Raw genomic sequence first — 20,177 nt, 5'->3', positions numbered from 1 at the left:
CGCCGGGCCGCCGCCGTGCGCACCGCCGCCGAGGACCCGGCGCTCACCGGTGCCCCTCGGACGGCTCTCGCTTCTCCGGCGCTCCGGAAGCCCGCCGCGGTGCCACGACCGCGCGCCGCACCACCCAGGGCAGGACGCGCCACAGTGCCACGCACACCAGCAGCGTGCCCGCGCCGGCCGCGATCCCGGCCCAGCGGCCGAGGGACACGTCCACCACGAGCAGGACCGATCCGGTGAACGCCAGCATCAGCACGCCCATCCCGATCGTGGCCAGATGGGAGGAGACCTTCACGATGGCGGGCTTGGCGTTCTGCTGGAACAGCGACCGGTGCAGTGCGGCGGGCGCCGTGAACAGGGCCGCGGCCAGCATGGCGAGCAGGAGCGTCGTCACATAGGTGGCGCGCTGGACCGTGTCCAGGGTCGGGAAGCGCTGAGTGAAGGCCAGCGTCAGCAGGAACGCGAACAGGATCTGCACCCCTGTCTGGGTGACCCGCAGCTCCTGCAGCAACTCGGCGAAGTTGCGGTCGGCACGCTCCAGGGGGGTCTCACGTCGTGCCTGCTCGGGAGGTCGATCGGCCATGGTCAACGAGTATCCGCTTCCCACCTGCTCACGCCCGCCCCGGGCGTCCACTCCTCATACGTCCGTGTGAGGACGGACGCTCCTCACGACCGCTCCTGGGGGTGACGGGCGCAGGCGTCCGCGACACGTTCGCGCGCCGCACCTATGGCGGTTCCAGCGCACTGTGAGCCCTTTGTGAGCCATGTGCCCTGCGCGCCCTCTGCGCCCGGTGGGCTTCGCGAGTCTGGAGCGCGTCGGGGTGACGGCAGGCAAGCGCCGTCACCCCCGCCGTACGGCCTCAGCGGACGCGGCCGTACCAGACGCTCTTCGTCCAGATCTTCTCCAGCCTGACCACCGCCCCGGTCTTCGGGGAGTGCCAGATCTTGCCCTTCCCGGCGTAGATGCCCACGTGGTAGACGTTCCGGCCCGAGTGGAAGAACACCAGGTCCCCGGCCTGCCGCTGGGAGGCGGAGATGTGCCGCGTCTTGTTGTACTGCGCCGCCGCCGTCCGGGGCAGGGTCTTGCCCGCCTTCTTGAACGCGTACAGCGTCAGCCCGGAGCAGTCGAAGCGACGCGGTCCCGCGGCGCCGTACTGGTAGGGGGATCCCTTCTTGGCCGCCGCGACCTGCAGTGCCTTCGTCGCAGGGGTCACGGCGGACGCATCGGAGGCGATGCCGGGGACCGCGATGCTGCCGCCGACGGCGGCGATGGTGAGGGCGGAGGCCGTTCCGGCCCGGCCCAGCAGCGACGGGACTCGATTGAGCGCAGTCATGCGCAACCCTTCGTCAGCCGCCTGTGAAGGATTACCTGTCGGATTCGGGCTGGCGAAGTAGCCCGGCCGCTGACGCGGCTTCACCCCAAGGACCCCCGGATCTCTCCGGTGGCCCGCCTTGCTGGGTCCTCCACTCCTGCCGATCCACTCCTGTCGACCGGTCGTCCGGGCGGCGGCAGGACTCGGCGTCCGCCCGGACCGCCCCGCCGCGGTGGCGGGGGCTTGTCGTCAGGAAGGGATCTTCACCTAAAGGCGTCGGAAAATCACAACGGAATCGGGGGTTTGTGGCATTACTCACCACTCGCCCGTTCGGGTGGACAACCTTTTGTTCGAAGGGTGTTGGGAGAGCTGGCGAGGCCCGGGACCTGCATCGGAGTAGATCATTCCGCCTTGGCGCTCCACACGTTGTGCGACTTCTCCGGGCCTCCGGGAGGAGCGAGAACTACCCAGTCGGCGGTACCCCGTTCGGCCCGCACGGGCAACCGCCCGCCGTCCGCGGAGCGCTCACTCTCCGTCAGCCCGGGTCCGGCGGCACTGTGACGCGGGCCGCGCGGCGCTCGCCGTCGAGGACGCGGAGGGCCCGGGCGAGGGTCGGCCCGTGCAGTTCGTTCTCCCCGCGCTGGTGCATCAGCGTCAGCGCCTCGCGCAGCGCCGTCGCCTTGGTCACCAGGGCCTGGGCGGCGCGCAGGCCACGGTAGGTGTCCCCGGAGTGTGCCGGGTTGATACGGCCGAGCAGGTCGACCACGTCGAGATAACGGTCGATCAACTCCGCCTCGGCCCGGGTCAGCGCCGGCAGCGGGGGCAGTTCCGGTGGCAGCATCCGTGGCTCACCTCGCGCCGGGTGCGGTGCGCGCGGCCCTGCGGCTCGGGATGACGCGGTCGATCAGGCCGTACTCCACCGCAGCCGGCGCGTCGAAGATCGTGTCCCGCTCGAGGTCGGCGGCGATCCGCTCCGGGCTCTGCCCGGTGTGCCGGACGAGCATCTCCTCCAGGCGGCCGCGGATCCGCGTCAGCTCCTCGGCCTGGATGAACAGGTCACTGGCCTGCCCCTGAACGGGCTCCGGCAGGGACGGCTGGTGGATGACCATACGGGCGCCGGGCAGCGCGAACCGCTTGCCGGGTGTGCCCCCGGCGAGCAGGACGGCCGCGGCGGACGCCGCCTGTCCGAGGCAGATCGTCTCCACGTCGCAGCCGACGTACTGCATTGTGTCGTAGATGGCGGCCATCGCACTGAAGGAGCCGCCGGGGGAGTTGATGTACAGCGAGATGTCCCGGTCCGGGTCCAGGTACTCCAGGTGCATGAACTGCGCCATCACGTCGTTGGCCGACGTGTCGTCGACCGGCGTTCCGAGGAACACGATCCGCTCCTCGAGAAGCTTCGCGTACGGATCGAGGGTCCGGTGGCCGTAGCCGGTGCGTTCGGTGAACTCGGGCAGGACATGGCGGGCGGACGGTCGGTTCATGACATGCGCCTCCTCGGGCTGGCTCCGTAAAAAATGTACAGGATGTACGTTCTCCTCGGTGGGAAGCATGCTGTCGGCGAAAACGGCTGCGCGTCGGATCGAGTCCACCCACGGCCCCGCTTCCAGCGCGGGAGGCCGGTGGAGGCCTCGGTCTAAGCTGGACGTCATGGCCTACGAGATTCCGGTGACGCAAGCCAGGGCTGAGCTCGCCGATCTGATCAACCGCGTGGTGTACGGCGGCGAGCGCGTCGTCGTGACGCGGCACGGAAAGCCTCTCGTCGCCCTGGTCTCCGCCGCCGACCTCGAGCGGCTCGCCGAGCTGGACGCCGCGGAGGAGCAGGTGGTCAGCTCGGTCTCCAGCGTCCGCGAGGCCGGCTCGGCCCCCCGCGAACGCCACCGCTTCGGCATCGCTGCGGAACACCGGCGGCCGGACGCCTCCTGACGGGGCCGGAGGCCGGGTGCTCCTGACGGGGGCCGGGGGCCGGGCGGGGGGCCGGGCGGCTCCTGACGGGGGCCGAGGCCGAGTGCTCCTGACGGCGGGCGAAGGCCCTGCAGGAAGGTCCAGGGGCCGATGGACGGCGCGTCGTCGGACCCGGACCCGGGCTCGGCGAGCGGTGCCGCGTCGCCGGCTTCTCCCGCGCTCGGCGAGCGACGCGCCGGACTCGCGCCCGGCCCAGTTGCCGCAGGTCCTCGGTTAACGTGCTCGAAACCCGGTGCAATTAGCCTGCCCCTCCACGCCACCAGGGATTTTGCCCCGTGGCTGCGGCAACCGGGCCCCGCACGGTCCGGAGCGAGGACTGTGAGGTGGGACGTGCAACTGACCCCGCACGAGCAAGAGAGGCTGCTGATCCATGTGGCGGCCGACGTCGCCGAGAAGCGCCGGGCCCGCGGGCTGAAGCTCAACCACCCCGAGGCGGTCGCGCTCATCACGTCGCACATCCTCGAAGGCGCACGGGACGGACGTACCGTCGCCGAGCTCATGGCCTCCGGGCGCAAGCTGCTCACCCGGGACGACGTCATGGAGGGCGTCCCCGAGATGATCCACGACGTCCAGGTCGAGGCGACCTTCCCGGACGGCACCAAGCTCGTCACCGTCCACGACCCGATCGTCTGACGGGGGGAGGCCGCATGATTCCCGGAGAAATCCTGTTCGATCAGGGCCCGATCGTCTACAACGAGGGCCGCGAGGTCACCCGGCTCACCGTCCTCAACGCCGCCGACCGGCCCGTCCAGGTCGGCTCCCACTACCACTTCGCCGAGGCCAACCTCGGTCTGGACTTCGACCGGGCCGCCGCGCGCGGCAAGCGGCTGAACATCGCCGCCGGGACCGCCGTGCGCTTCGAGCCCGGCATCCCGGTGGACGTCGAACTCGTCCCGCTCGCCGGAGCCCGTGTCGTGCCCGGACTGCGCGGGGAGACCGGAGGTGCCCTCGATGCCTGAGATCTCGCGCGCCGCGTACGCCGACCTGTTCGGCCCGACCACCGGGGACCGCATCCGGCTCGCCGACACCGACCTCCTGATCGAGATCGAGGAGGATCTCTCCGGCGGTCCCGGGCTCGCCGGTGACGAGGCCGTGTTCGGCGGGGGCAAGGTCATCCGGGAATCCATGGGCCAGTCCCGCGCCACCCGCGCGGACGGCACCCCCGACACCGTCATCACCGGCGTCGTCATCATCGACCACTGGGGCATCGTCAAGGCGGACGTCGGCATCCGCGACGGCCGCATCACGGCCATCGGCAAGGCGGGCAACCCGGACACCATGGACGGGGTGCACCCCGACCTGGTCCTCGGCCCGGAGACGGAGATCATCGCCGGCAACGGCCGCATCCTCACCGCCGGTGCCATCGACGCGCATGTCCACTTCATCTGCCCCCAGATCGCCGACGAGGCCCTCGCCGCCGGTATCACCACGCTGGTCGGCGGCGGCACCGGACCCGCCGAGGGCTCCAAGGCGACCACCGTCACGCCCGGCCCCTGGCACCTCGCCCGGATGCTGGAGGCGATGGAGGGCTATCCGCTCAACATCGGCCTGCTCGGCAAGGGCAACACCGTCTCGCACGACGCGATGCTCTCGCAGATCCGCGGCGGCGCCCTCGGCCTGAAGCTGCACGAGGACTGGGGCTCCACACCCGCCGTCATCGACGCCGCCCTGACCGTCGCGGACCGCACCGGCATCCAGGTCGCCATCCACACGGACACGCTCAACGAGGCCGGGTTCGTCGGTGACACCCTCGCCGCGATCAACGGCCGGGGCATCCACGCCTACCACACCGAAGGCGCGGGCGGGGGGCACGCGCCGGACATCATGACCGTGGTGTCCGAGCCGCACGTGCTGCCCAGCTCCACCAACCCGACCCGGCCGTTCACCGTCAACACCGCCGAGGAACACCTCGACATGCTGATGGTCTGCCACCACCTGAACCCCGCCGTGCCGGAGGACCTCGCCTTCGCCGAGTCACGGATCCGGCCGTCCACGATCGGGGCGGAGGACATCCTCCACGACCTGGGCGCCATCTCGATCATCTCGTCCGACTCCCAGGCCATGGGGCGCGTCGGTGAGGTCGTCCTGCGGACCTGGCAGACCGCCCACGTGATGAAGCGACGGCGGGGCGCGCTGCCGGGCGACGGCCGCGCGGACAACCACCGCGTACGCCGCTATGTCGCCAAGTACACGATCAACCCGGCTCTCGCCCAGGGCCTCGCCCGCGAGATCGGGTCCGTCGAGACGGGCAAGCTCGCCGACCTCGTGCTGTGGGAGCCCGCGTTCTTCGGCGTCAAGCCGCAGCTCGTGATCAAGGGCGGGCAGATCGCGTACGCCCAGATGGGTGACGCCAACGCGTCCATCCCGACCCCACAGCCGATCCTGCCGCGCCCGATGTACGGGGCGATCGGGCGCGCGCCCGCGTCGAACTCGTTCAACTTCGTGGCGCCGCTCGCGATCGAGGACGGGCTGCCGGAGCGGCTGGCACTGGGGAAGAGGTTCGTGGCCATCGAGTCGACGCGCGGCGTCACCAAGGCGGACATGCGCGAGAACGACGCCCGGCCGCGGGTCGAGGTCGACCCGGACAGCTTCGCCGTCCACATCGACGGCGAGCTGGTCGAGGCGACACCCGCCTCCGAACTGCCCATGGCCCAGCGCTACTTCCTCTTCTGATGTCCCGGGCAGCGCTTCTCGTCCTGGCAGACGGCCGCTTCCCCGCCGGAGGGCACGCCCACTCCGGCGGGGCCGAGGCGGCCGTCCGCGCGGGACGGATCACCGGGGCCGCGAGCCTCGAGGACTTCTGCCGCGGGCGGCTGCACACGGCCGGGCTGGTGTCCGCCTCGCTGGCCGCGGCGGCCGCGCTCGGTGTGGACCCGGCCCTGCTCGACGCCGCGGCGGACGCCCGTACGCCGTCGGCCGCGCTGCGCGTCACCGCGCGCAGGCTGGGTCGGCAGCTGATGCGGGCCGCCCGGGCGACATGGCCCTCCGGGGAACTGGACGCTCTTGCGCACGCGTTCCCCAAGGGGGCGCATCAGCCAGTTGTCCTGGGGGTGACGGCGCGCGCGGCAGGGCTGGGGGCCGAGGATGCGGCGTACTGCTCGGCCTATGAGAGTGTCAGCGGGCCGTCGACCGCTGTCGTGCGGTTGTTGAGTCTCGATCCGTTCGACGCCACGGCGGTTCTGGCTCGGCTCGCGCCGGAGCTCGATCGTGTTGCCGATCAGGCGGTGGAGGCGGGTCGGCGCGTGCTCGACGACGGGGTCGAGAGGCTGCCCGCGGGTTCGGCGCCGTTGTTGGAGATCGGCGCTGAGGCGCATGCCGCCTGGCCCGTGCGCCTGTTCGCGTCCTAGGAGGTTTGTCGCCCCCGCCACCCCTGCCCATTCCCGTCCCCCAGGGGCTCCGCCCCTGCTACCCCGCCAGGGGCTCCGTCCCCTGGACCCCGCCGGCCTGAACGGCCTAGTCCTCCAACAAGCTCTTCGAGCAGGGGGAACCCCCAAGCTCTTCGAGCAGGGGAACCCCCAAGCTCTTCGAGCAGGGGGAACCCCCAAGCTCTTCGAGCAGGCGGCAGCCCCCAGACGGGCCGGTGGTGCCTGACCCGGCTGAGAAGGCGCCGTCCTCAGAGCTTCGTTCGACCTCAGCCATGAAAACCTGGAGCCGCTTTATGCACCTCGACCACACTCACGACGGCCCCTCCGCCCTCAGCGCCGACGCCGACCGCCCCGACGGATCCCGGCGAGCCCTGCGCATCGGGCTCGGCGGGCCCGTCGGGTCAGGGAAGACCGCCACCGTCGCCGCGCTCTGCCGGGCCCTGCGGGACGAGTTGTCGCTCGCCGTCGTGACCAACGACATCTACACCCGGGAGGACGCCGAGTTCCTGCTGCGGGAGGCCGTGCTGCCGCCCGAGCGGATCACCGCCGTCGAGACCGGCGCCTGTCCGCACACCGCCATCCGGGACGACATCTCCGCCAACCTCGAAGCCGTCGAGGACCTGGAGGACGCCGTCGGGCCGCTCGACCTCATCCTCGTCGAGTCCGGCGGCGACAACCTCACCGCCACCTTCTCCAAGGGGCTCGTCGACGCGCAGATCTTCGTCATCGACGTCGCCGGCGGGGACGACATCCCGCGCAAGGGCGGTCCCGGTGTCACCACCGCCGATCTGCTCGTCGTCAACAAGACGGACCTGGCGCCGTACGTCGGTTCCGACCTCGCCCGGATGGCCGCCGACGCCAAGGCGCAGCGGGGCGAGCTGCCCGTCGTCTTCCAGTCGTTGCGCGGTGAGGCCGGTGTCGGCGCGGTCGCCGACTGGGTGCGGCAGCGGCTCGCCGCATGGGCGGCGTGACCACGGGGGTACGGGCCACCGCGCGGATCGTGGCCCGGGACGACGGCCGCGGCGGTACGGCCCTGCCGGTGCTGGCCGGCGAGGGGCCGATCGCGCTGCGGCGGACGCGGGCGCGGGGTGACGAGGCGCGCGTGATGCTCGTCGGCGCGATGAGCGGGCCGCTCGGCGGGGACCACTTCACCGTGGAGGCCGAGGTGGAAAGTGGCGCCCTGCTGCACGTCGCATCGGCCGCCGCGACCATCGCGCTGCCCGGTCAGGCGAAGGGCGAGGCCCGTTACGACGTCCGGCTCGATGTGGCCGCCGACGGCGAACTGCGCTGGCTGCCCGAACAGTTGATTTCGGCCAGCGGAAGCGAGCTGTACGTCTCCTCGCGCATCGACCTCGCGCCGGGCGCCCGTCTCGTCTTCCGCGAGGAACAGGTCCTCGGGCGTGCCGGTGAGGAGCCCGGGCGGCTCACCAGCCGTCTCACCGTACGGCTTGACGGACGGCCGCTGCTCGACCAGGAGGTGGCCTGCGGACCGGGCGCCCCCGGTGGCTGGGACGGGCCCGCCGTGCTGGCGGGACATCGGGCGCTCGGGCAACTGGTCGTCGTGCGCCCCGAGTTCGAGCGAACGCCGGCGACGGCACGGCCGCTCGGGGAGTGCGCCGCGCTCACCCCGCTGGCCGGGCCGGGTGTCCTCGTCACCGCGGTCGCGCCCGACGCGCTGCGGCTGCGGCGGACGCTGGACGAGGCGTGGCGCGCACTTGGCTGAAACCCGGCTCTCCGCTCAACGGACAGCGCTGTACCGGTTATCGGATTGGTAAAGAAAGTCAAATACCCCCTGTTCTCAGGGAGCTCACAGCCGAAAGGATCCCCCGTACCCATCGCAACGATGTACGGGGAGGTCCCACTTGAGGGGAATCAGACCGACGAGGCGAGCGTCCGCGCTCGGCTCTGCGGGGGCGCTCGTCACGGCGACGCTGATAGCCGGCGCCGTGGCGGCACCGTCGGCCACCGCCGACGCGCGCCACGGCCAGGACCGGGAGGCCCGCGGCGCCGCGATCGCCGCCGCACGGGCCGCCAAGGACGGGATCGACTGGCAGGACTGCCCGGCCGACTGGGGGCTGGAGAAGCCCATCCAGTGCGGCTGGGTGACCGTCCCGCTCGACTACGCCCACCCGAACGGCAAGCAGATCAGGCTCGCCGTCGACCGCATCGGGAACACGGGCACCAAGCAGGAGCGCCAGGGCGCCCTCGTCTACAACCCGGGCGGACCCGGCGGTTCCGGACTGCGCTTCCCGCGCCGGGTCACCACCAAGAACCCCGTCTGGGCCAACGTGGCGAAGGCGTACGACTTCGTCGGCTTCGACCCGCGCGGCGTCGGCCACTCCGCGCCCATCTCCTGCGCGGACCCGCAGGAGTTCGTGAAGGCGCCCAAGGCGGACCCGGTCCCCGACTCCGAGGCGGACAAGCTCGCTCAGCGCAAGCTGGCGCGGGAGTACGCGGAGGGCTGCCTGGAGCGTACCGGCCGCGCCATGCTCCAGCAGATGACCACGCCCAACACCGCGCGCGACCTGGACGTCATCCGTGCCGCGCTGGGCGAGAAGAAGATCAACTACCTGGGCGTGTCGTACGGCACCTACCTGGGCGCCGTCTACGGCACGCTCTTCCCGGGCCACATCCGGCGCATGATCGTCGACAGCGTGGTCAACCCGTCGCGCGAGAAGATCTGGTACGAGGCCAACCTCGACCAGGACGTCGCCTTCGAGGGCCGCTGGAAGGACTGGGAGGACTGGGTCGCCGCGAACGACGCCTCCTTCCACCTGGGCACGACCCGCGCGGCGGTGCAGGAGAAGTGGCTCAAGCTGCGCGCCACGGCGAAGAAGAGCCCGATCGGGGGTGTCGTCGGCCCGGCCGAGCTGATCTCCTTCTTCCAGAGCGCCCCGTACTACGACTCCTCATGGGTGCCGGTCGCCACCGTCTTCAGCAAGTACGTCGCCGGAGACACCCAGGCGCTCGTCGACGCGGCGGCGCCGGACCTGTCGGACACGGCGGGCAACATCGCCTCCGAGAACGGCAACGCCGTCTACACGGCCGTCGAGTGCACCGACGCCAAGTGGCCGAAGAGCTGGCGCAAGTGGGACCGGGACAACACCCGGCTCAACAAGGACTACCCGTTCATGACCTGGGCCAACGCATGGATGAACCTGCCGTGCGCCACCTGGCCCGTCAAGCAGCAGAACCCGGTCGACGTGGGGACCGGCAAGGGCCTGCCGACCGTCCTGATCGTGCAGTCCACCCGTGACGCCGCGACGCCCTTCGACGGCGCGGTCGAGCTCCACAAGCGCTTCAAGGGCTCCCGCCTGATCATCGAGAAGGACGCGGGCTCCCACGGCGTGACCGGTCTGGTCAACCCGTGCATCAACAACCGGGTCGACACCTACCTGCTCACCGGCAGGACGGACGGCGCCGACGTGACGTGCGCGCCGCACGCCACGCCGAAGCCGTAGTACGCGGCCTTCGCCACACGCACGCGCGAAGGGGCGGCCGAGCCCGGCCGCCCCTTCGTCGTCTGCCGACGCGCCTCAACTCAGCGGCAGCCGCGGGAGTTTGCGAACCCGCTCCGCGTTCTTCGCCGCCTCCTCCGCCTTGACGACCGCCGCGTACTGGTCGACGTACTCCTGCTCGGACAGGGAGAGGATGGCGTACATGATCTCGTCGGTGATGGCGCGCAGGACGGCCTTCTCGTTCTCCATGCCGGCGTAGCGGGAGAAGTCCAGGGGCTTGCCGAAGCGGATCACCACGGGGTGGATGCTCGGGATGACCTGGCCCGGGGGCTGTGCCTCGAAGGTGCCGATCATCGCGCAGGGGATGACCGGCACCTTCGCCGTGAGGGCCATCACCGCGACGCCCACCTTGCCCTTGTAGAGGCGGCCGTCGTGGGAGCGGGTGCCCTCCGGGTAGATGCCCAGCAGTTCACCCTTGCCGAGGACGCCGAGGCCCTCGCGGATCGCGGCCTGCCCGGCCTCCTTGCCGGAGCGGTCCACCGGGATCTGACCGGCGCTGCGGAAGAAGGCGGCGGTGAGCCGGCCCTTGATGCCGGGGCCGGTGAAGTACTCGGCCTTGGCGAGGAAGGTGATGCGCCGTTTGAGGATCGCGGGCATCAGGAAGTGGTCGGCGAAAGAGAGATGGTTGCCGGCGATGATGGCCGGCCCCTGGGCCGGAACGTGTTCGAGGCCCTCGATGCGCGGCCGGAAGACCAGTCTCAGCAGCGGTCCGAGAAGAACGTATTTGAGCAGGTGGTAGAACACGGCTGGCCCCTCACTCTGCCATGTCGGCTGCAAACCGGCGCGTTTCCCAGGTCAAGGCCAGGGTCCCGAGGGTTGGCCCAGGTGCGACTGTAGTCATCTGTAACCGCCTTTGGTCGGGCTCATGCCGCCCCTTCGCCGACTTTGCTGACACCTGGTCAGTCGCGCGATGTCGACGTCACGTCATGCGGGCAGGGGCGCGCAGTCGCACCTGCCCGGTTCCGCTGCTGAATCGCCTGGCATCAGCTTCTCACGGCCATCCTCGTCCGAGTCCTCTCACGTTCCAACAACGCCGTGCGCCGTATGGCCACCGCCCTCGCCGACGGCCTCCCGCCCTCGACCGCCGTCGGCCGGCCCCGCACACACCGCTGCCGATCAGTACGACGTCGCCAGGGCCGGCGGCCGGCTCACCTGATGCGGCGCCGATCGGCGCCGGTCACTTCAGAGGAACGGGTGCCCCACGAGGACCGCCGGCGCACAGCGGCCGGCCGCAACCCCCGCGACATGCACCTGACCGACCTCATCGGCGAGCTCGTGACCCGCAGCGACGCCTTCAACAGGCGCTGGTCGGCCCACGACGTCCGCCTCCACAACAGCGGCACCAAGCACATCCGGCACCCCGACGTCGGCGACCTGGAATTCGTCTACGAGGCCGTGAACCTCCCCGACTACCCCGGATGGACGATGTTCGCGTACACCAGCGCAGCCGGGTCCCCGACCGAAGAACGGATCCGGCTCCCCGGCAGCCTCGCCTCCACCCGGTCCGACGCCCCTGTGCCGGCACCGGAGAACTGACAGGGCACACCAGCCGACAGCACCACCTCAGCGCCTCGCGGGTTCATCCGGCCTGCCCGTGCCCGGGCCAACGCTCGCAGCCTCCGTCGGATCGCATGACGGATCCTTGACCGCTGCTTCGCTCTCCACGATGCTGTGTTGCGAGATACGAGATGCGTGTCGTAATAGGCAACGTATCGACCTTCTGTCAGCCGAGGAGTGGCCATGGCTCACCAGGTCCGTGCTGTCGTCGCCCGGGGCAAGGGCGCCCCCGTCAGCCTGGAAACGATCGTCGTGCCCGACCCCGGCCCGGGCGAGGCGCTGGTCAAGATAGAGGCCTGCGGCGTCTGCCACACCGATCTGCACTACCGCGAGGGCGGCATCAGCGCCGACTTCCCCTTCCTGCTGGGGCACGAGGCCGCGGGCGTGGTGGAAGCGGTGGGCGAGGGTGTCACGGACGTGGCGCCCGGTGACTTCGTCATCCTCAACTGGCGTGCGGTGTGCGGCCAGTGCCGCGCCTGTCTGCGCGGCCGGCCGTGGTACTGCTTCAACACGCACAACGCGAAGCAGAAGATGACCCTGACCGACGGCACGGAGCTGTCGCCCGCGCTGGGCATCGGTGCCTTTGCCGAGAAGACGCTGGTGGCGGCCGGGCAGTGCACCAAGGTGGACCGGGCTGCGTCGGCCGCCGCCGCCGGACTGCTGGGGTGCGGAGTGATGGCGGGCATCGGCGCGGCGATCAACACCGGGAACGTGGGACGCGGTGACAGCGTGGCCGTCATCGGCTGCGGCGGTGTCGGGGACGCGGCGGTCGTCGGATCGAACCTGGCGGGTGCGGCGAAGATCATCGCGGTGGACATCGACGACCGCAAGCTGGCCACCGCGAAGAAGCTGGGCGCGACCCACACGGTCAACTCGAAGGAGACCGATCCGGTCGCGGCGATCCGGGATCTGACCGGAGGATTCGGCGCCGATGTCGTCATCGAGGCGGTGGGCCGCCCGGAGACCTACCGGCAGGCCTTCTACGCCCGCGACCTGGCCGGCACGGTCGTTCTGGTCGGCGTACCGACCCCGGAGATGCAGCTGGAGCTGCCGCTGCTGGACGTCTTCGGCCGGGGCGGGGCACTGAAGTCGTCCTGGTACGGCGACTGCCTGCCCTCCCGCGACTTCCCCATGCTCATCGACCTCTATCTGCAGGGCCGCCTGGACCTGGACGCCTTCGTCACCGAGACCATCGCACTGGACGAGGTCGAGAAGGCCTTCGAGCGCATGCACCACGGCGACGTGCTGCGCTCGGTGGTGGTGCTGTGATGGACGCGCGCATCGAACGGCTCGTCACCTCCGGGCAGTTCACCCTCGACGGCGGCACCTGGGACGTCGACAACAACGTGTGGATCGTCGGCGACGACCGCGAGGTGATCGTCATCGACGCCGCGCACGACGCCGACGCCATCGCCGCCATCGCCGCCGCCGTCGGCGACCGGCGCCTGACGGCGATCGTGTGCACCCACGCCCACAACGACCACATCGACGCAGCCCCCGCCCTGGCCGAGCGCACCGGGGCCCCGGTCCTCCTGCACCCCGACGATCTGCCGCTGTGGAAGCAGACCCATCCGGACCGGGCGCCCGACGCGGAACTGACCGACCGGCAGACCCTGGCGGTCGCGGGCGCCGAGCTGACCGTGCTCCACACTCCCGGCCACGCGCCGGGCGCCGTCTGCCTGTACGCCCCGGCTCTCGGCGCCCTCTTCAGCGGCGACACGCTCTTCGCCGGCGGTCCGGGGGCGACGGGGCGGTCGTACAGCGACTTCCCCACCATCATCGACTCGATCGGCCGACGCCTCCTCGCGCTGCCCGGGGACATCGTCGTGTACACCGGCCACGGGGAGACGACCACCATCGGCGCCGAAGCGCCGCACCTTCAGGAGTGGATCGACCGCGGCTTCTGACCGCCGCTGCACGGCCTCGCCCCGGTGACGTCCCACGACGGCGCCGGCGGCGAGGCCGTCGCTGCCCTGCGCCACGCCTTCGCCCCTGCTCACCTCCGCTTTCGGGGCCGCTTCGGCGTGCGCCGAGAAGTGGCCGCGGACCCGGCTCAACCCGGGCCTTGGACGCCTTGACAACGGTTCAGGGCGGCCCGCAGACTGGCGTTGCGCTAATCGCAATCCGTTTCGCTATACGCACCGAGGTGTCATGATGATTCCCGCGTGCCGTCTCGCGGATCTGCCGCGAGGCGAGGCCCACCGGCTCGACATCGACCCGCCGGTCTCGGTGTTCCACACCGATGACGGCGAGCTCTTCGCCATCGACGACACCTGCACCCACCAGGACGCCTCGCTCGCCGACGGCTGGCTGGAGGGCTGCGAGGTGGAATGCCCGCTGCACGCCTCGAAGTTCGACCTGAGGACCGGGGCGGTGGACGCCCCGCCGGCCAAGCTGCCGGTGCGGACCCACGAGGTCCTGGTCGAGGACGGCATGATCTACGTCCGGCTGTCGACCGAGGCCCCCAACCTGCCGCCCTGCATCGCCTCCCGCCTGGCCGGAGGCCCCGCGTGAGGACCGTCGCCGTGGTGGGCGCCTCGCTGGCCGGACTGTCGGCCGCGCGCTCGCTGCGGAAACGGGGGTACGACGGTCGGCTGGTCGTCATCGGCGACGAGCCCCACCGCCCGTACGACAGGCCGCCGCTGTCCAAGGAGTTCCTCGCCGGCACACTCGGCGAAGCGGATCTCGCGCTGGAGAGGGACGACGAGGACCTGCAGGCGGAATGGGTGCTCGGCACCCGCGCCACCGGGCTCGACCGCGCCGAGCGGGCGATCCGGCTCGCCGACGGCCGGGAGATCCGTGCCGACGGTGTCGTCATCGCGACCGGTGCGGCCGCGCGCACGCTGCCCGGCACCGAGGGCCTCGCCGGCGTCCATGTGCTGCGCACCCTGGACGACGCCCGCGCCCTGCGCGACGACCTGGCCCGCGGCGGACGGCTGGTGGTGATCGGCGGCGGATTCATCGGCGCCGAGGTCGCCTCCACCGCCTACGCCCTCGGAGTGGACGTGACGGTGGTCGAAGCGGCCCCCACCCCGCTTGCCGGACCGCTCGGCGAGACCATGGGCGGCGTCGTCTCCGCCCTCCACACGGACCACGGCGTACGGCTCCTGTGCGGAGTGGGGGTCAAGGGGCTCAGCGGGGAGCGGCGCGTGGACGCCGTCCTGCTGGCGGACGGCCGCAGCATCCCCGCCGACACCGTCGTCGTGGGTGTGGGCGCGCGTCCCTGCGTCGAGTGGCTGGAGGGATCCGGCGTCGCGCTCGACAACGGCGTGAAGTGCGGGGCCGACGGCCGCACCAGCCTCGCCGGAGTGGTCGCCGTCGGCGACTGCGCCAACTGGTACGACCCGCACACCGGAACCCACCGGCGCGTGGAGCACTGGACGGGAGCACTGGAGCGGCCCGACGCGGCCGTGGCCACGCTGCTCGCGTACGGCGCGACGCAGCCGGGCGTGCCGCGGCCGCCGTACTTCTGGTCCGACCAGTACGGCGTGAAGATCCAGTTCGTCGGCCATGCCGCCGGTGCCGACAGTGTGACGGTCGAGGAAGGCGCCACCGACGAGCGGAGTTTCCTGGCCGTCTACCGCAGGGCCGGTACGCCGGTCGCCGTGCTCGGGATGAACCAGCCGAGGCTGTTCACCCGTTGGCGCAAGCAGTTCACCACGGCCAGGTCTTGACACCGCTGATGCGGCCTCTCATGCTGCGTTGCATATGACACGCAGCGTTGCTTCATACACAACGTCGCCCGAAGTCGCTCTTCCCGGCGCGTGCCCGACCCTTCCACGACGTTTCCCGAGGAGTGCAGCGTGACCTCGACAAGCCTGCCGGACAGCCTGATCGCCACCCTCCCCGGCACCTCCTACACCGATCCCGGGATCTTCGCCCAGGAGCAGGAGCGCATCTTCGAGACCATGTGGTTCTGCGTCGCGCGCGCCTCCGAACTGGCGAAGCCCGGCGCCTTCCGCACCGTCGACGTGGGCCGCGAGAGCATCCTCGTCACCCGCGCCCGGGACAACTCCATACGCGCCTACTTCAACGTCTGCCGGCACCGCGGCGCCAAGCTCTGCACGGAGGAGACCGGCGAGGTCAAGCGCGCCTTCCAGTGCCCGTACCACGCGTGGACCTACGACCTGAACGGCAAGCTCGTCGCGGCGCCCAACCTCACCAAGATGCCCGACGTCGGCCGCACCGAGTACGGCCTGGTGAGCGTGGCCGTCCGCGAATGGCTCGGCTACGTCTGGGTGTGCCTCGCGGAGAACCCGCCCTCCTTCGAGGAGGACGTCGTCGGCGAGGTCGTCACCCGCCTCGGCGACGTGGAGTCGATCGAGCGCTACGACATCGACAACCTGGCCGTGGGCAAGCGGATCGTCTACGACGTCAAGGCGAACTGGAAGCTCATCATCGAGAACTTCATGGAGTGCTACCACTGCGCCACGATCCACCCGGAACTGACCGAGGTGCTCCCTGAGTTCGCGGACGGTTACGCCGCCCAGTACTACGTCGGCCACGGCGCCGAGTTCGGCGAGGAGATCCAGGGCTTCACCGTCGACGGCTCCGAGGGCCTCGACCGCATCCCCGGGGTCTCCGAGGAGCAGGACCGCCGCTACTACGCGATCACCGTCAAGCCGCAGGTCTTCATCAACCTCGTGCCCGACCACGTGATCTTCCACCGCATGTACCCGGTGGCGGTCGACCGCACGATCGTCGAGTGCGACTGGCTCTACCTGCCGGGCGTGGTGGAGAGCGGCAAGGACGTCAGCCGGTCCGTGGAGCTCTTCGACCGCGTCAACCGCCAGGACTTCGACGCCTGTGAGCGCACGCAGCCCGGTATGAGCTCCCGGCTGTACGCCAAGGGCGGCGTGCTCGTGCCCAGCGAGCACCACATCGGCGCCTTCCACGACTGGGTGCACGAGCGCCTCGGCACCCGGCAGCCGGAGTAGCCCTGGGGGAGGCGCAGGGCCCGCGGCCAGCGCGCACGCGAAAGCACGCTCAGCCGAGGTACCCCATGCGGTGGCTGATCTCCTCCGCGCCCTTGAGGAGCACCGGAGCGAGCTCGTGCATGCGCTCCTCGGTGAACCGGTACGACGGCCCGGAGGCGCTGATCGACGCGATGACCTGCCCTTCGCGGTCGCGGATCGGCGCCGCCATCGCGTGCAGTCCGATCTCCAGCTCCTCCAGCGTCCAGGCGTAGCCGCGCTCGCGGGCCTCCGCGAGGTTCTTCTCCAGCTTCGTCCTGGCGGTGATCGTGTGCGGGGTCACCTTCTTCAGGCCGGCCTCCGCCAGCAGCGCGGCGCGCTCCTTGGCGGGCAGGTGGGCCAGCAGGATCTTGCCGCTGGACGTGGCGTGCAGCGGGGTCAGCTCCCCGACCCAGTTGTGCGCGGCGACGGCGGCGGGACCGCGCACCTGGTACAGGTTGATCGCGTAGTGCTCCTGCATGACGGCGATGTTGACCGTCTCGCCGATCTCCTCCGCGAGGCGCTCGCACACCGGACGCCCCTGCTGGGTGAGGTCGAGGCGCCCCGTGACCGCGCCCGCCAGGCGTACGATGCCGAAGCCGAGCCGGTACTTGCCGCGCTCGCCCGACTGCTCCACCAGACCGCGCGCCTCCAGGGCGCCGAGCAGCCGGAACGCGGTGGACTTGTGGACATCGATCTCGGCGGCCACCTCGCTGACGCCCGCCTCGCCGCGCTGGGCCAGGATCTCGAGCACACTGATGGCGCGGTCGACGGACTGCACCCCGCCGGCCTGTGAACCGTTCGTTTCGGTATCCGGACTGAAGTTGCTCATGGTGAAACTATACGCGCAGTAAACAACGACCATGCAAGTAACCCCGGCGAAACGAAGACCTTGCAAGTTGCGCGTTCCGCAACCTAGTGCGTATAGCGATACCCGTACTACCATGCCCCGCGTATCGACGGCGCGAGCGAGCGAGACGAGGCACCATGGCTCCCCTGCATTACGACTTCGTCATCGTCGGCGGTGGATCAGCCGGCAGCGCACTGGCGAACCGGCTCTCGGCAGACCCCGGAAACCGGGTGCTCGTGCTGGAGGCGGGCCGCTCCGACTATCCCTGGGACGTGTTCATCCACATGCCCGCGGCGCTGACCTACCCCATAGGCAGCCGCTTCTACGACTGGAAGTACGAGTCCGAGCCCGAACCCCACATGGGCGGCCGGCGCATCTACCACGCCCGCGGCAAGGTGCTGGGCGGCTCCAGCAGCATCAACGGCATGATCTTCCAGCGCGGCAACCCGATGGACTACGAGCGCTGGGCCGCCGACCCCGGCATGGAGACCTGGGACTACGCGCACTGTCTGCCGTACTTCCGGCGGATGGAGAACTGCCTCGCGGCCGACCCCGACGACGAGTTCCGCGGCCACGACGGCCCGCTCGTCCTCGAGCGCGGCCCGGCGACCAACCCGCTCTTCACCGCCTTCCTCAAGGCCACCCAGGAGGCGGGCTACGCGCCCACGGACGACGTCAACGGCTATCGGCAGGAGGGTTTCGCCAAGTTCGACCGCAATGTCCACCGCGGGCGTCGGCTGTCGGCCTCGAAGGCGTACCTCAAGCCCGCGATGAAGCGGCCGAACCTCACGGTGAGGACCCGCGCCTTCGTCACCCGGGTCCTCTTCGAGGGCAAGCGCGCCGTCGGCGTCGAGTACCGGCACGGCCGTGGCGCGCCCCAGCAGGTCAGGGCCGGCGAGGTCATCCTGTGCGGCGGCGCCATCAACTCACCCCAGCTGCTCCAGCTCTCCGGTGTCGGCAACGCCGCCGAGCTGTCCGCCCTCGGCATCGACGTCGTCCACGACCTGCCGGGCGTCGGCGAGAACATGCAGGACCACCTGGAGGTGTACGTCCAGTACGCCTGCAAGCAGCCCGTCTCCATGCAGCCGTACATGGCGAAGTGGCGCGCCCCCTTCATCGGGCTGCAGTGGCTGTTCCGCAAGGGCCCGGCGGCCACCAACCACTTCGAGGCCGGCGGTTTCGCCCGCAGCAACGAGGACGTCGAGTACCCCAACCTGATGTTCCACTTCCTGCCCGTCGCGGTCCGCTACGACGGCTCCTCACCGGCCGGCGGCCACGGCTATCAGGTGCACGTCGGGCCCATGTACTCCGACGCCATCGGCTCCGTGAAGATCAAGAGCAAGGACCCGCGCGAGCACCCCGCCCTGCGCTTCAACTACCTGTCCACCGAGCAGGACCGCCGCGAGTGGGTCGAGGCCATCCGCGTAGCCCGCCAGATCCTCAACCAGCCCGCGCTCGTCCCCTACAACGGCGGCGAGATCTCGCCCGGCCCGTCCGTCGAGACCGACGAGGAGATCCTCGCCTGGGTCGCCAAGGAGGGCGAGACCGCCCTGCACCCCTCGTGCACCTGCAAGATGGGCACCGACGAGATGTCCGTCGTCGACCCGCTGAGCATGAAGGTGCACGGCGTGGAGGGGCTGCGCGTGGTGGACGCCTCGGTGATGCCGTACGTCACCAACGGCAACATCTACGCCCCGGTGATGATGATCGCCGAGAAGGCGGCCGACCTCATCCTCGGCAGGGAGCCGCTGACGCCCTCCAAGGCCGTCTACTACCGGCACCGCGACGCCCAGAAGCAGGCCGGGTAGGCCTTGAGCGCCGAGGCCCTGCGGGCGCTGCTCGACCGCGTCCGCTACGAGGTGCTGCCGGCGAAGGCGACCGAGGAGAAGGTCCTCGCCCATGTCCCGCGCGACGTCGTGGTCACGGTCACGGCGTCGCCGGTCAAGGGTCTGGAGCCGACCCTCGCCCTCACCGAGCGGCTCACCGCGCACGGCTTCCGCGTCGTCCCGCACGTGCCCGCACGGCTGCTGCGGGACGACACGCACCTGAAGGACGTCGCCGAGCGGCTGCGTACGGCGGGTGTCGACGACGTGTTCGTGCCGGCGGGGGACGCCGATCCGCCGGCCGGGACCTACGACGGGGCCCTGCCGGTGCTGCGCAGGCTCAGCGAGCTGGGCAGGCCGTTCGCGCACACGGGGATCACCGGTTATCCGGAGAGCCATCCGCTCATCCACGACGACATCACCATCCAGGCGATGTGGGACAAGCGCGCGCACGCCACGTACATCGTCAGCAACCTGTGCTTCGACCCTCGCCTGCTCGGCGACTGGATCGCCCGGATACGGCGCCGGGACGTCACGCTGCCCGTGTACGTGGGGGTCGCCGGGCCGGTGCAGCGGGCCAAGCTGCTGTCCATGGCGACGAGGATCGGGGTGGGGGAGTCGACGCGCTTCCTGACCAGGCACCCGTCGTGGTTCCTGCGGTTCGCGACGCCGGGCGGGTACGCGCCCGAGAGACTGCTCACGCGCGCGGCGGAGACGCTCACGGCGCCCTCGGCGGGCGTGGCGGGCCTGCACCTGTTCACCTTCAACCAGATCGCGGAGACCGAGAGCTGGCGCCGCGCACTGCTCGACAGGCTCGGCTGAGCCCGGACCGCCGTA

At 70.8% G+C, this 20,177-nt stretch carries 22 protein-coding genes and 1 riboswitch; of the genes, 16 read left to right on the top strand and 6 right to left on the bottom strand.

Features of this window, described 5'->3' with window-relative positions; all coding sequences use genetic code 11:
• Positions 1 to 43: 43 nt before the first annotated feature.
• From ACIRC0_RS21370 to ACIRC0_RS21355, 4 genes are all read right to left on the bottom strand, one after another.
• Complete coding sequence (locus ACIRC0_RS21370; protein ID WP_403617701.1) at positions 44 to 580, bottom strand: DUF6328 family protein; 537 nt, start codon at positions 578 to 580, stop codon at positions 44 to 46.
• Positions 581 to 857: 277 nt separating this feature from the next.
• The gene (locus ACIRC0_RS21365; protein WP_403617700.1) at positions 858 to 1,331 is read right to left on the bottom strand and encodes a C40 family peptidase; all 474 of its coding nucleotides are present in this window, start codon (positions 1,329 to 1,331) and stop codon (positions 858 to 860) included.
• 3 nt (positions 1,332 to 1,334) lie between these two features.
• A riboswitch (cyclic di-AMP (ydaO/yuaA leader) is annotated at positions 1,335 to 1,529 on the bottom strand.
• Positions 1,530 to 1,845: 316 nt separating this feature from the next.
• On the bottom strand, positions 1,846 to 2,151 hold the full coding sequence (locus tag ACIRC0_RS21360) for a hypothetical protein (RefSeq protein WP_263228720.1): 306 nt from the start codon (positions 2,149 to 2,151) through the stop codon (positions 1,846 to 1,848).
• Between the two features lie 7 nt (positions 2,152 to 2,158).
• Positions 2,159 to 2,794, bottom strand: a complete 636-nt coding sequence (locus ACIRC0_RS21355) for an ATP-dependent Clp protease proteolytic subunit (RefSeq protein WP_403617699.1) — start codon at positions 2,792 to 2,794, stop codon at positions 2,159 to 2,161.
• 166 nt (positions 2,795 to 2,960) lie between these two features.
• On the opposite strand from ACIRC0_RS21355, the gene ACIRC0_RS21350 reads away from it, so the two are divergent.
• The 8 genes from ACIRC0_RS21350 (at position 2,961) to ACIRC0_RS21315 (ending at position 10,101) form a co-directional block, all read left to right on the top strand.
• Complete coding sequence (locus ACIRC0_RS21350) at positions 2,961 to 3,236, top strand: type II toxin-antitoxin system Phd/YefM family antitoxin (protein WP_403617698.1); 276 nt, start codon at positions 2,961 to 2,963, stop codon at positions 3,234 to 3,236.
• A gap of 369 nt (positions 3,237 to 3,605) precedes the next feature.
• Complete coding sequence (locus tag ACIRC0_RS21345) at positions 3,606 to 3,908, top strand: urease subunit gamma (protein WP_103838990.1); 303 nt, start codon at positions 3,606 to 3,608, stop codon at positions 3,906 to 3,908.
• A gap of 14 nt (positions 3,909 to 3,922) precedes the next feature.
• On the top strand, positions 3,923 to 4,234 hold the full coding sequence (locus ACIRC0_RS21340) for an urease subunit beta (protein ID WP_403617697.1): 312 nt from the start codon (positions 3,923 to 3,925) through the stop codon (positions 4,232 to 4,234).
• A complete protein-coding gene (locus ACIRC0_RS21335) occupies positions 4,227 to 5,948 on the top strand; it encodes an urease subunit alpha (protein ID WP_403617696.1) in 1,722 nt (573 codons plus the stop codon). The genes ACIRC0_RS21340 and ACIRC0_RS21335 overlap by 8 nt, the downstream gene beginning before the upstream one ends.
• Entirely contained in the window at positions 5,948 to 6,622 is a 675-nt protein-coding gene (locus ACIRC0_RS21330; protein ID WP_403617695.1) for an urease accessory protein UreF, read from the top strand. Before ACIRC0_RS21335 ends, ACIRC0_RS21330 begins: the two co-directional genes overlap by 1 nt.
• A 311-nt stretch (positions 6,623 to 6,933) precedes the next feature.
• The gene (gene ureG, locus ACIRC0_RS21325) at positions 6,934 to 7,611 is read left to right on the top strand and encodes an urease accessory protein UreG (protein ID WP_403617694.1); all 678 of its coding nucleotides are present in this window, start codon (positions 6,934 to 6,936) and stop codon (positions 7,609 to 7,611) included.
• Positions 7,599 to 8,363, top strand: a complete 765-nt coding sequence (locus tag ACIRC0_RS21320; protein ID WP_403617693.1) for an urease accessory protein UreD — start codon at positions 7,599 to 7,601, stop codon at positions 8,361 to 8,363. The genes ureG and ACIRC0_RS21320 overlap by 13 nt, the downstream gene beginning before the upstream one ends.
• Positions 8,364 to 8,502: 139 nt before the next feature.
• Positions 8,503 to 10,101 carry an alpha/beta hydrolase gene (locus ACIRC0_RS21315; RefSeq protein WP_403617692.1) on the top strand — a complete coding sequence of 533 codons (1,599 nt, stop codon included), beginning with the start codon at positions 8,503 to 8,505 and terminating at the stop codon, positions 10,099 to 10,101.
• Between the two features lie 75 nt (positions 10,102 to 10,176).
• Here the strand turns inward: ACIRC0_RS21315 and ACIRC0_RS21310 are convergent, their stop codons facing one another.
• On the bottom strand, positions 10,177 to 10,902 hold the full coding sequence (locus ACIRC0_RS21310; protein ID WP_403617691.1) for a lysophospholipid acyltransferase family protein: 726 nt from the start codon (positions 10,900 to 10,902) through the stop codon (positions 10,177 to 10,179).
• 450 nt (positions 10,903 to 11,352) lie between these two features.
• Between ACIRC0_RS21310 and ACIRC0_RS21305 the strand changes: the two genes are divergently transcribed.
• The 6 genes from ACIRC0_RS21305 (at position 11,353) to ACIRC0_RS21280 (ending at position 16,652) form a co-directional block, all read left to right on the top strand.
• Complete coding sequence (locus tag ACIRC0_RS21305) at positions 11,353 to 11,694, top strand: hypothetical protein (RefSeq protein ID WP_403617690.1); 342 nt, start codon at positions 11,353 to 11,355, stop codon at positions 11,692 to 11,694.
• A gap of 204 nt (positions 11,695 to 11,898) precedes the next feature.
• Entirely contained in the window at positions 11,899 to 12,984 is a 1,086-nt protein-coding gene (locus ACIRC0_RS21300; protein WP_403617689.1) for an S-(hydroxymethyl)mycothiol dehydrogenase, read from the top strand.
• Entirely contained in the window at positions 12,984 to 13,622 is a 639-nt protein-coding gene (locus ACIRC0_RS21295) for an MBL fold metallo-hydrolase (protein WP_403617688.1), read from the top strand. The genes ACIRC0_RS21300 and ACIRC0_RS21295 overlap by 1 nt, the downstream gene beginning before the upstream one ends.
• A 244-nt stretch (positions 13,623 to 13,866) precedes the next feature.
• Positions 13,867 to 14,229, top strand: coding sequence for a bifunctional 3-phenylpropionate/cinnamic acid dioxygenase ferredoxin subunit (locus tag ACIRC0_RS21290; protein WP_263228711.1), 363 nt, complete (start codon positions 13,867 to 13,869; stop codon positions 14,227 to 14,229).
• Positions 14,226 to 15,389 carry an NAD(P)/FAD-dependent oxidoreductase gene (locus ACIRC0_RS21285; protein ID WP_403617687.1) on the top strand — a complete coding sequence of 388 codons (1,164 nt, stop codon included), beginning with the start codon at positions 14,226 to 14,228 and terminating at the stop codon, positions 15,387 to 15,389. The genes ACIRC0_RS21290 and ACIRC0_RS21285 overlap by 4 nt, the downstream gene beginning before the upstream one ends.
• Before the next feature lie 129 nt (positions 15,390 to 15,518).
• Positions 15,519 to 16,652 (top strand): aromatic ring-hydroxylating dioxygenase subunit alpha, encoded by a 1,134-nt coding sequence (locus tag ACIRC0_RS21280; protein ID WP_403617686.1) that lies wholly within the window; start codon positions 15,519 to 15,521, stop codon positions 16,650 to 16,652.
• A 49-nt stretch (positions 16,653 to 16,701) separates the two neighbouring features.
• Here ACIRC0_RS21280 and ACIRC0_RS21275 read toward each other — a convergent pair whose 3' ends face one another.
• Positions 16,702 to 17,499, bottom strand: coding sequence for an IclR family transcriptional regulator (locus ACIRC0_RS21275; protein WP_403617685.1), 798 nt, complete (start codon positions 17,497 to 17,499; stop codon positions 16,702 to 16,704).
• A 155-nt stretch (positions 17,500 to 17,654) separates the two neighbouring features.
• Here ACIRC0_RS21275 and betA point away from each other — a divergent pair, with 155 nt between their 5' ends.
• Both betA and ACIRC0_RS21265 read left to right on the top strand, forming a co-directional pair.
• Positions 17,655 to 19,325, top strand: coding sequence for a choline dehydrogenase (gene betA, locus ACIRC0_RS21270; protein ID WP_403617684.1), 1,671 nt, complete (start codon positions 17,655 to 17,657; stop codon positions 19,323 to 19,325).
• 3 nt (positions 19,326 to 19,328) lie between these two features.
• Positions 19,329 to 20,162 carry a 5,10-methylenetetrahydrofolate reductase gene (locus tag ACIRC0_RS21265; RefSeq protein ID WP_403617683.1) on the top strand — a complete coding sequence of 278 codons (834 nt, stop codon included), beginning with the start codon at positions 19,329 to 19,331 and terminating at the stop codon, positions 20,160 to 20,162.
• The last annotated feature ends 15 nt before the right edge of the window (positions 20,163 to 20,177 follow it).

The sequence above is a fragment of the Streptomyces sp. NPDC093984 genome (assembly GCF_044764595.1).
GTDB lineage: Bacteria > Actinomycetota > Actinomycetes > Streptomycetales > Streptomycetaceae > Streptomyces > Streptomyces cynarae.
This window is presented reverse-complemented; position numbering and strand designations above follow the sequence as displayed.